Source organism: Collimonas fungivorans (assembly GCF_028292705.1).
Taxonomy (GTDB): domain Bacteria; phylum Pseudomonadota; class Gammaproteobacteria; order Burkholderiales; family Burkholderiaceae_D; genus Collimonas; species Collimonas fungivorans_B.
In genome coordinates this window covers 1-9,340 of sequence record NZ_JAQGLV010000270.1, presented here as the reverse complement: position 1 = coordinate 9,340, position 9,340 = coordinate 1, and the positions used below count along the sequence as shown (strand labels likewise).

The window sequence follows — 9,340 nt, the reverse complement described above, 5'->3', positions numbered from 1 at the left end:
GTATGCATAAGCGCCGAATCCAAAGCACAAGCCTGTTGGAGAAAAGCCAGCCAGTGCGGGTGTCACGAATGTATCGCAATCTGTTTTTAGAATAAATTTATACTTTTTGCATATTTCAAGAACCGGTTGCTCACACAAATTGGCAATGGAATTGATATAGCCATATCCAGCCCATTCGCTATTATTGTCGGCGTACGGTGCGCCTGGTATGACTATGATTTTTTCGTCTTTTGGCAGAGAACTTATTGCTTCGGGATGGCATACGGCGATGATATCGGCACGGGAAAATAAATTGGAAAAAATCATGCTTTTGTAAAGCCAATGAAACTCCTCAATCGTTTCTTTCCTATTGTCGACATACACCAGAATACCTAAATCCATATCGCCCCCTGTTTCGAATCTTGACTCGCAGCAATTACTATCCGTATGAGATTCAACTTATACAGTACAAATCTAGGATCCTGTTATATGGAAATGGACTTCGATTGCGAAGAAACCGAGCATAGACCTTGGCAACACCAAGGGTTAAGGCCATCGTGGCACCAGGAGTGTAGTAACTTGATGACCGCAGCGGAAGAAGCTGCGGCCATTATTGAATAAGCCGGTTCTGGGCTGTGCCAGACGATGGGGAAGGATATATTTATCCTACGGTAGCACCGATACTGCCAATCAGCGTACAACCGCATTCCGTTTTGTGACCTTCCAGCGCAACAGGAATTCCGTCAAGAATAAATGTAGAATGCCCTTCAATAATTTTATTGACGCCATGTGGCTTCCCGCCAGGATAGACCAGCGGACATTCGACCAGGTCGCCCAGCCGTGCAATCGGCTTGTCCAGTATGTTGTGCGTGGGAGAACCGCTGATCACATGACCGCCATGACTGGTTGAGTCGCCCACGACGATGATTTTTAGAGCCATGATTTATCCCGAAAAAATAATCCAACTACATTAAGCCTAGCACGCAGCGCCAATTATTTCACTGCCTCATTCGATCCCATATTCATCTATAAGAACCAGAATACATGGACAGCACGTTCATCGCCACCATAAGGCCGAGGCCTACAAACGGGAAGGCAATGGCACTGCCTACTGCCAGATAAGCCTCTTTCCGCCATTGCCGCCTGGCGCAATACCATGCGGCGATTATCAGCGCAGGCAGGGTCAGATAAAAAACATAGACGATATTCACCGACGCCAGCCAGAAAAACAGAAACAATCCGATTGCCACCAGCAACCAGATCCATGTATTCGGGCGCGAGGCTGGGGCGGCAGAATCCACGTTCTCTGCCACCATCCCCATCATGCGCCGCCATCCTATGAATAAAAGGGTAAATAACGGCGGAATGAAAGGAGCTACGGCCGCCGAATTAATGGAACGGCCCAAGACGACGGTTAATACAATAAAGGCGACACCAACCAATAGCGACAAGCCAATTCCGCGCAATATCCAATCCCACGTGCGGGCGCCGGTCTTTGCATCCTGCGCGCTCGATTCTTGCTTTTTCGCTGACTTGGCGATTTTGACGATCCACACAAGCAATGCCAGCACCAACAGCACCAGCAGAACCGGCAATAAACTCAGCCAGCTTGCATGGGCTTCACCCGTTTCCATCATCGTGTTTTTCCGATCTAAAAATTATAGAATCAACCGTTCGTTCGCCTTAACCCGGCAGCTTTACATTTGATCCTTCTAATTTATCAACGCGTCCTTTATACGGAGCCAGCGTCGTTAAATCTTGCGTTTCGACTTGCGTATTCGTGAAATCAAGCCTTTCGAGGATCTTGGTATTCTTGATGTCCAGCCTGCTGATGCGGCTTTCCTTGAAACTGGCTTCCTGGATGGCGCAATTATCGAGAATCAGGTTTGCAGTATTTATATGATTCGATGCCAGCACAGGAATCTTGCAATTATGAAGGCGCAAGGACTGATTGACGCGTGCTATCTCCTTCTTGCTGGAAAAACCTCCGCCAATAAACACCGCTTCGCCGGCTTTGCCAAACGTGACATTATCGATGTCGATACGCACGATCTTGGCAGGCGAAGTCTGGAATACGTCGCGCCCGTTCCCCTTGATCTGGCTGTTCCGTATGGTCAGGCTTGCCGCTGATCCAAACAAGGCATTGACATAACCTGCATCCAAAGATTCCATCAGCACGTCGCCCTTGACTGTGGCCTCGGAAAGGTCGATGTTATCAATGACGGTATTGCGAATGGTGAGAGATAAAAAGGCGGCAGGACGCATATCAAAATTTCCACGCAACTTGGAATTCTCTATAAGAACTTCAGAGCCGCCTGTCGCCGCATCTATCGGGCAGTCGACATTTTCGAATTGACAGTCCCGAATAGTCAGCTTGGTATCGCCGTAAATACTCATGTACTTGAACTGGCAACGCGTGAACTCCGTTTCACCTTCGGTTCCCAATGCGCCAAAATGGTTCTGATCAGCGTCGTCGCCCTGAAATTTACAGTCTTCGAAACGGACTTTCGTGCTGCCCTGATCGCCGATCAGATTCAGCTTGCCGACACCCGCGCATTTGGAAAACTGGACCCGAGTCATTTTGCCAAATCCCAAAATGCCGCCAAAGCGGCAACTGTCGAATTGCAGATCTTCGCTGCCTTTCAATTTGAGGGCATATGAGCTTGCAAAATCACAGTCGACAAAACGGATGTTGCGCCATGTCTGCCCATGAAATTCAGCGCCGCCAAATGAGGCGCTACTAATTGTTATGAGCGCGTCGCCAGTCTCCTTCTGTCGAAGCTCCGGATTCTGCAGGTAGTCAAAAATTTTTCCAAATTCGCCAATTGGTTTTTTGCTGCTCATGGCATTACATCCCGTTATGTTGGTTAGACTCAAAGCAAAAACACTGACACGGCGCAGAAAACTCCGCCGTGAAGCTATGATTATCATGTTCAGCCTTTAATGACTTTTTGAGGATCCGGATAACTGTTCCCCGGGCCGTTTCGGTAGGTCTTAAATAACCATCCCCAATCCGGCACTTCGCCCCGTTCCCCGGGCGCCCTGCCGATAGACGGCACGGCTCCGATTCCCGTTATTCTAAATTGAATCTCCAGCGGAAATACCCACGAATCGCTGAAATTCATGTCTTTTCCCCAATCGGGCTGGCCAGCGGCAACGGTTGGTTTCTTCAGCTGGACTTCGCAAAAAGCTTGCGGGATTTTTATCCCGCCATTTGCCCTGAATGCGCTATCCAGCACGTTCAGATCCGATGCGCTAAACGTCAGGCGCTTTTTGCCGCCGCTGGAAGACTCAAACAATTGCTTTGGCGCATCCGAGAAAGATGGCGTGAGCCGGTGCCAGGCTTTTTTTGCATCGCCTGTTTCTTCATCCCGTCCCCCGACAAATACCCATATGTTCATTCCAGTAATGCACGCCAACCCGGTCATCTGGTCGCTAAGAGTAACATCCACAGTGCGGGAAAAAAGCGCCTGCCCAGGCTTGAAGTCGCTGCACATGAAACTCAGCGGCATGGCTATGTCGCTGTCGCCACGGCTCATGACGGCCAGATAGTCGAGCGCCACGCACAAGCGCGGCTGCGTGTTCTTTTTAGGGTCGCTGGTCTTGACTTGTTTAATCGCCCCGCCCTGGGCATCCAGCAAGGTTCCGCTAGGCGGACGCAGGGTCCAGCCATTGAGCTCGCCATACAGGTTTTGCACGCCGATCGGACCGCCGCAGCTGCTGACGATAAAATTGGTGTGCTGGTCCGAACTTTTTTGCTCTCCGTGCAGCCCGGGGTCACGCCCATTAGCAATATTGGCCCGTCTCAACATGTTAGGGCGGTCTTCGGGCGTCGGCTGATAGAGTCCCGAACGATGGCTATGGCCAGACAGGTGATGGTTGACGCGCCGCGTATCGTCGACAAAGACACAGGTATCGAAATACCACTTGAGATTCTTTTCACACGTGCCGAAATTGGCGTCATTAAAGGCTGGCGTATCGACGACACGGACCTGCCCTTCCGACAGCACTCTGTCAAACGGCGTGATGCTGAGCTTGGCATTCAGCGGCGATTTGTTGTAGTTGATGATGGTGAAATGGGTCGCCACCAGCAGCTTTGCCTTGGAGTTCTGCTTGTATAGCCCGGCAGAATTAAGAATATGCTTCTGCTGCTCATTAATCGAATGGGTGGCACGGGGCAATACCGCGCTGCCTTGCGCATCAGGGCTGCTGCTCTGGCGCCAGATCCGGTCACCCGCCATCCCCTTTACTTTTTCCATGCTCAAGTTGATGTAGACCTCGCCGTTGCCCCATTCCAGGCCGCACAGTACCTGCTTTGCATCTTTGCCGGCCGGATCTTCCGGTTTCGCGCCGTATGGAATGACAAAATCCGACAGCGGCGTGAACAGAGCGCTGAACCAGTCGAAATTGTCCGCGTGAAAATTCCTGGCCGTGTAAATTTGCCCATAGGTAGGACCGTAAGCCAGCGTCGCTTCATAGATGGTCATGTTGTGGTCGGCGGCAATCCCTTCGTTGGCCTTGCCTTCAATCCACTCGCTGGCTGCCTCAACGTCCTTGCGCAGATCCGCTAACTGCTCCTCTCGTGAAGAGGTTTTGAACCACCATCCGTCGCGCTTGATCGTTGGCATCACAGGCGACATGCCGGCTGCCATCTCTTCCATCCGCCCCATCTTGTTAGACCAGGTGCTCAGGCTGGAGTCGGCGCGCGGGCTGACTCCGTAGGGCACGTCATACGCCTCGTGATTACCGGTCGTCATGAAAACGGGGAGCGTCAATTCCCGGTAAGAGTGCCGCACCAGGCTGTACATCAGCATATCGTCCATGCCGCGCTTGTACAGGTTCTTGTCATCGAGCTTGCCGAGCACGTTGAAATTTTTCCATTGGTCGCCAATGGACGCCCCCGCCTTGTCGGGATCGATATTGCGGTTGAAGTCGATCAAGTCACCGGTCAGGAAGATCGCATCGGCACGGTTCTCGCCCTTGCCGAATTGCTCGAACAGATCCTTGAGGGCCATGAAACTGTTGCACACCTTGCCGCCGACCTTGTCTGCCAATGCGCCTGCCGCATCGTCTTCGATCACGCGGGCCGGAGATTGCGCCAACGCATTGTGGCGCACGTTCACATGCACATCCGACAGATGGCCTATCTTGAGCGTGTCGCTCTTGCCGCGAATGACCGGATGCCAGCTCATCAGCCGGTCGGTCCTCTGCGCCGGCAGGCCCGTTGCCTGGAAATTATCCAGATTGAATTCATAGGGCCGCGCAAAATGGTTGGCGGCGGCATTTTTCTGGTTGTGCAGAAAATCGTGGATGTACATGTCCTGTCCTTCGACATGGGTAACTCCTTGATATTCCTGATGGCGGGCATGCTCCCCATCAATTTCCACCATCCAGGCAAACGTTTTGAAGGCATCGGTACCGATGCCGGTAAACGGCCCCTGCGTCAGGTCTATCTCGATTTCGTAGACATGGCTTAGACCCCGGTACACTTCGGCGGCCTGGGTTGAAATCGTGGCAAACGGCTGGCCGTGGCGGTTCTTGATCAGGGCTCCGGCAGCGAAATCGCCCACCAGCCAGCCGTTGATGGCGGCTTTGGCCTTGGTAAAAGTCTTGCCATCCCCAAACAGCGTGCCCTGAGTGGTATCGGTCGTTGTGTCCTTCTTCTGGATGTCATACAGACGCAGATGGCGGTCAGTCGCGCAATGGATGGTGTGCGCCTGCTTGGTCTGTTCATCGATGGTGAAATGGGTACGCGCCTCGGCAGCCGCCCCCAGGAAAATGCTGCACTTGGTTTGCCCAGGCGCCAAGATCAACGGCGTGCCGAGGCTGGGGTAAAGAATGACAGCACTGATAGGCGGGTCTTTTTCGCACTCGGTAACGCCGGGATCCTGGTTCTTGCCGCTGGAGGCATTTGCTACGCTTGAAGAGATATCAGCCATGTAAGAGTCCGGATAAAAGTGTTAGGCCAATGACGCTAGCGGGTGGCTGGATGCGTTGCCAGCGCGGCGCATGCGTAACGGGGTCAGTATTTTTTCAGAGAGGAGAGCCAGGCTGCGCGGCGCGTCAGCCTGCTGCTCTTCCCAATACGCCGCGGGCATGCGCCCGATGACGGCAGCGATCGATTCCTTTGCAGCGGCGCTGGCGCGCAGCAACGCGTTCAGCCGGGGCTCGTCGCAAGCTTGCGGGTGCATCCGCAAGCCAAGCGCGATCAGCAGCCGTTGGTCGCTCCACTCGTTCAAATCCAGCTGTTCGGCCCGCTTCAGCTGGAGATGGGCAATCACACGCTGCAAAGGCGGAGCAATGTGGTCAAGCTCGCCGGGGTCGGTATCTTCTTTCAGGATCAGAGCCTGCAACCGTTCGGCGTGGTTCAGGCGATCCAGCGCCAGCTGCAGTTCGCCGCCGATTTCGAGCGGTTCGCTTAACGCAGCCGGCTGCGGCTGGGCTGCACCGCGAATGATCCGCGGCATGAACAGATGGTCCCAGCTTGCCCACCACTGCACTGCGCTGAGGAATTGCTGGCGCACCGGCTGCGGCCAGCATTGCACCATGTCCAGGCCGATGCGTGGATCGAAATAACGCATCAGCACTTGCGACTTGTCTTCCAGCAGGCCGTTGAACCAGCTGCGCAGGTGGGCGCAAAGTACATGATTGCGCAGCGGGCTGGCGATCACGCTGAGCGCCTGTTTACTGCCGGCATCGGCAGCCAAGCGCAGCAGCAAAACGTCCGAAGGCTGCGGCGGCAGACGCAACAGCCATGGCCCCTGGTCGACGTGAGCATCCTCTGCGGTATGCGCGAATAAAGGCTCGGCATCGAGTTCGTGGTCGGCAATGAGTTTGGCGATGCTGCCTAGCGCGCATTGTCCAGCGTTGATCAGCGCGTAGCACTGAGCGCTGCGCGGCGGCTGCAGCAGAATGCGCAAATCGTGGCTTAGCGCCTGCGCGACTTCGTCCAGGAATTGCTGCGGGTCATGCAGCGGCGTCGATTCTGCCGGATCGGGAATTGCGTGTAACGGAGCGCTCATGCGATATCCATTCAGAGACGCTTGGTCAACGTGGAAGCCTGCTGATTCGCTTCCTGCATGCAGCTGACGCAGATGTCCGGCTGGGTCTTGACCGGCAGGCTTTGCGGGCCGGGCCAGCTGCGGCTCGCGGCGTGCACCAAGTGCGGGCCGTTGGTGCCGTATTCGATGCCGCCGGCATTGTGCTTGACGTAGCTGCCGCCGCCGTTGATCAGGACTTCTTCCTTGGCCGTGATGGTGATGCGCTCGGCAGTAACGCTGATATTCATCTTGGCCAGCAGGTTGATGTTGTTCGACAGCGCCTTCATGTCGATGTCGCCTGCCGCTGCGATCATTTTCATGCCGGCCTTGTGGACAAACAGGCGGAACGTCTGGGCAACGCTGGCAAACATGCTGTCGCCGCTGGCGATCGACAGGCTCTTGCCGGAGCTGATCGCGGTGTGCTGGGTGCTGGCGATATGCATCGATTGCGCTGTCGTCGTTTCAATCCCCGCCGGACTGGTCAATACCAGATGCGGCGCCGCCAACTCAGGAAAACTGTCTTCACCTCCGGCAGCGCCGCCTCGGATTGCCTCGTTCTGGCCTTTGAGCGCCTGCGCAACATTGGTTTGCTGTGCAGGCGCTTCCTGGGCCCCGCTCTGCTCGGCCAATTCGGCCAGCGCCTGATGGCCATCTGTAGCCTGCGACAAACGTTGCACCGTTTCGCCCATGTCCTTGATATGCGAAGCCGCATTGACGCGGGCCTCGGTAGTAATCAGCATGCCTTTGGCTGAGCGGGCGACGCCGTGGCCGTCGGTGCGCAGCTCCCATCCCTCGCCGCGGAAATCCTTGCGGCCGGCATTGTCTTCGATGCGCGTGATATTGCCGAGGGAAAGCTGGCTGTGCTGATGGTCGCTTTTCAACTGCGCCTGGATCTTGCCGTTGCTGTCATCCAGGATCAGGTGATTGCTGCGCCCGCTGCCGCCGGTGCCGAACTCGCGGCTGCGCAAGCCGGTCAATACCTGCTGGTCGGCCAGCTGCCATGGCGGCATGTTCTGCTGGTTGTAGACAGCACCGGTAATGATCGGATGATCCGGATTGCCGTCCAGCCACTGGACGATGCATTCGGAACCGATGCGCGGCGTGGAGATGGAGCCGAGGTCGCTGCCGGCCCACGAACTGGCGACGCGCACCCAGGCCGAGCTCTTTTCGTCATTGACGCCGATGCGGTCCCAATGGAATTGCAGCCTGACCCTGGCGTATTCGTCGACATAGACATCCTGCCCGGAAGGTCCCACTACAGTCGCCGTTTGCGGCGCCTGGATCCTGGTGTCGACGCTATTGAAACCGCGCGCCGGACGCCATGGGATGCTCTTGCGTATGCAGATCAGGCGGTTGTCATAGGCAGCCACCGCATCGGCCTGCTGCAGGTAATTGTTGCTGGCGCTATGGACCACGCTGACGATCAGGAACTCGTTCTTGCCCGATCCCGCGGCCTGGTCGGATGAACCGAGATTGAAGTGACCGGTCAGCAGAAACGAACGCCCGGGCGCAGCGAACCGGCTGTTGCCTGCCGCCGCCACGTGCTTGCCGCTGGCTTCGATCTGCTCCATCTGCCGCTTGGCCATGGCGTCGCCGTCCTGGCGGTCCTTGAAGCCGTATGCGCCTGCATATTCATATGACTCGACATCGAGCACGTCGCCTTGCTGGTTGATGGTGGGGATATCAAGGTTGGCCGGAATCGGCGCCTTGAAATTAAATCCCGACAAGGCAACCCGCGACTGGACGATCTGCCGCACCGGAGTCCATTCGCCGATGGCGTCTTCTTCCTGCGCGCCGGCGTGGCGCTGGAAGTGGATTTCCGAGCTGTTGCCGGCAATCGGTTCGGCCTGCGTGGAATCGTCCGACAGAACCAGCTGATGCCCGTTCTCGGAATGTTCATACCAGTAGTGCCAGCCGGCGGCTTCCCAGCGGCGGTGCAGATAGTTGTGATCGGATTCGTCAAACTGGCAAGCCATGGTGAACGGCAGGTCGTTGCCCTTGACCTGCGAATCCCAGTCGGCATGCTTGCCGTAATCGCTGAAGATGTCTTGGGTCTGCTCACGCAGGGTCTTACTGTGGAACAGAAGATTATTTTTCCGGAGCCGGAGATAGGCCAGCCACGGCTTCAGGACCATTGAGTAAAACGCCACGCTGCCATCGGTCTTGGCCAATCGGAATTCGAAGACATAGCCGTTGAAATAGCGCAGGCTGCCGTCGCCGCGCACCAGTTCAACGGTCACCATCTTGCCCTGGATATCCTTGAGCGGAATGCTGGCGTCATCTGCCAGCACCTCAACTGTATATGCGAAGTCGCGCGACAG

Annotated in this window: 6 protein-coding genes and 1 pseudogene; all 7 read right to left on the bottom strand. The window is 55.6% G+C overall.

The window, feature by feature from the left end:
• Positions 1–381: pseudogene (locus JWQ61_RS15175) on the bottom strand (hypothetical protein); the annotation flags it as partial.
• A 259-nt stretch (positions 382–640) separates the two neighbouring features.
• Complete coding sequence (locus JWQ61_RS15170) at positions 641–919, bottom strand: PAAR domain-containing protein (RefSeq protein WP_120236858.1); 279 nt, start codon at positions 917–919, stop codon at positions 641–643.
• 82 nt (positions 920–1,001) lie between these two features.
• Positions 1,002–1,616 (bottom strand): hypothetical protein, encoded by a 615-nt coding sequence (locus JWQ61_RS15165; RefSeq protein ID WP_304361266.1) that lies wholly within the window; start codon positions 1,614–1,616, stop codon positions 1,002–1,004.
• A 46-nt stretch (positions 1,617–1,662) separates the two neighbouring features.
• The gene (locus tag JWQ61_RS15160) at positions 1,663–2,823 is read right to left on the bottom strand and encodes a right-handed parallel beta-helix repeat-containing protein (protein ID WP_304361265.1); all 1,161 of its coding nucleotides are present in this window, start codon (positions 2,821–2,823) and stop codon (positions 1,663–1,665) included.
• An 89-nt stretch (positions 2,824–2,912) separates the two neighbouring features.
• Complete coding sequence (locus tag JWQ61_RS15155; protein WP_304361264.1) at positions 2,913–5,918, bottom strand: metallophosphoesterase; 3,006 nt, start codon at positions 5,916–5,918, stop codon at positions 2,913–2,915.
• A 21-nt stretch (positions 5,919–5,939) separates the two neighbouring features.
• The gene (locus JWQ61_RS15150; RefSeq protein ID WP_304361263.1) at positions 5,940–7,001 is read right to left on the bottom strand and encodes a DUF4123 domain-containing protein; all 1,062 of its coding nucleotides are present in this window, start codon (positions 6,999–7,001) and stop codon (positions 5,940–5,942) included.
• 11 nt (positions 7,002–7,012) lie between these two features.
• On the bottom strand, positions 7,013–9,340 hold a 2,328-nt coding region (locus JWQ61_RS15145), incomplete at its 5' end, for a type VI secretion system Vgr family protein (protein ID WP_304361262.1).

Bases quoted from the DNA above. Each gene is read 5' to 3' on its own strand.
- JWQ61_RS15170 (WP_120236858.1), bottom strand. From the start codon at position 919: ATGGCTCTAAAAATCATCGTCGTGGGCGACTCAACCAGTCATGGCGGT.
- JWQ61_RS15165 (WP_304361266.1), bottom strand. From the start codon at position 1,616: ATGATGGAAACGGGTGAAGCCCATGCAAGCTGGCTGAGTTTATTGCCG.
- JWQ61_RS15160 (WP_304361265.1), bottom strand. From the start codon at position 2,823: ATGAGCAGCAAAAAACCAATTGGCGAATTTGGAAAAATTTTTGACTAC.
- JWQ61_RS15155 (WP_304361264.1), bottom strand. From the start codon at position 5,918: ATGGCTGATATCTCTTCAAGCGTAGCAAATGCCTCCAGCGGCAAGAAC.
- JWQ61_RS15150 (WP_304361263.1), bottom strand. From the start codon at position 7,001: ATGAGCGCTCCGTTACACGCAATTCCCGATCCGGCAGAATCGACGCCG.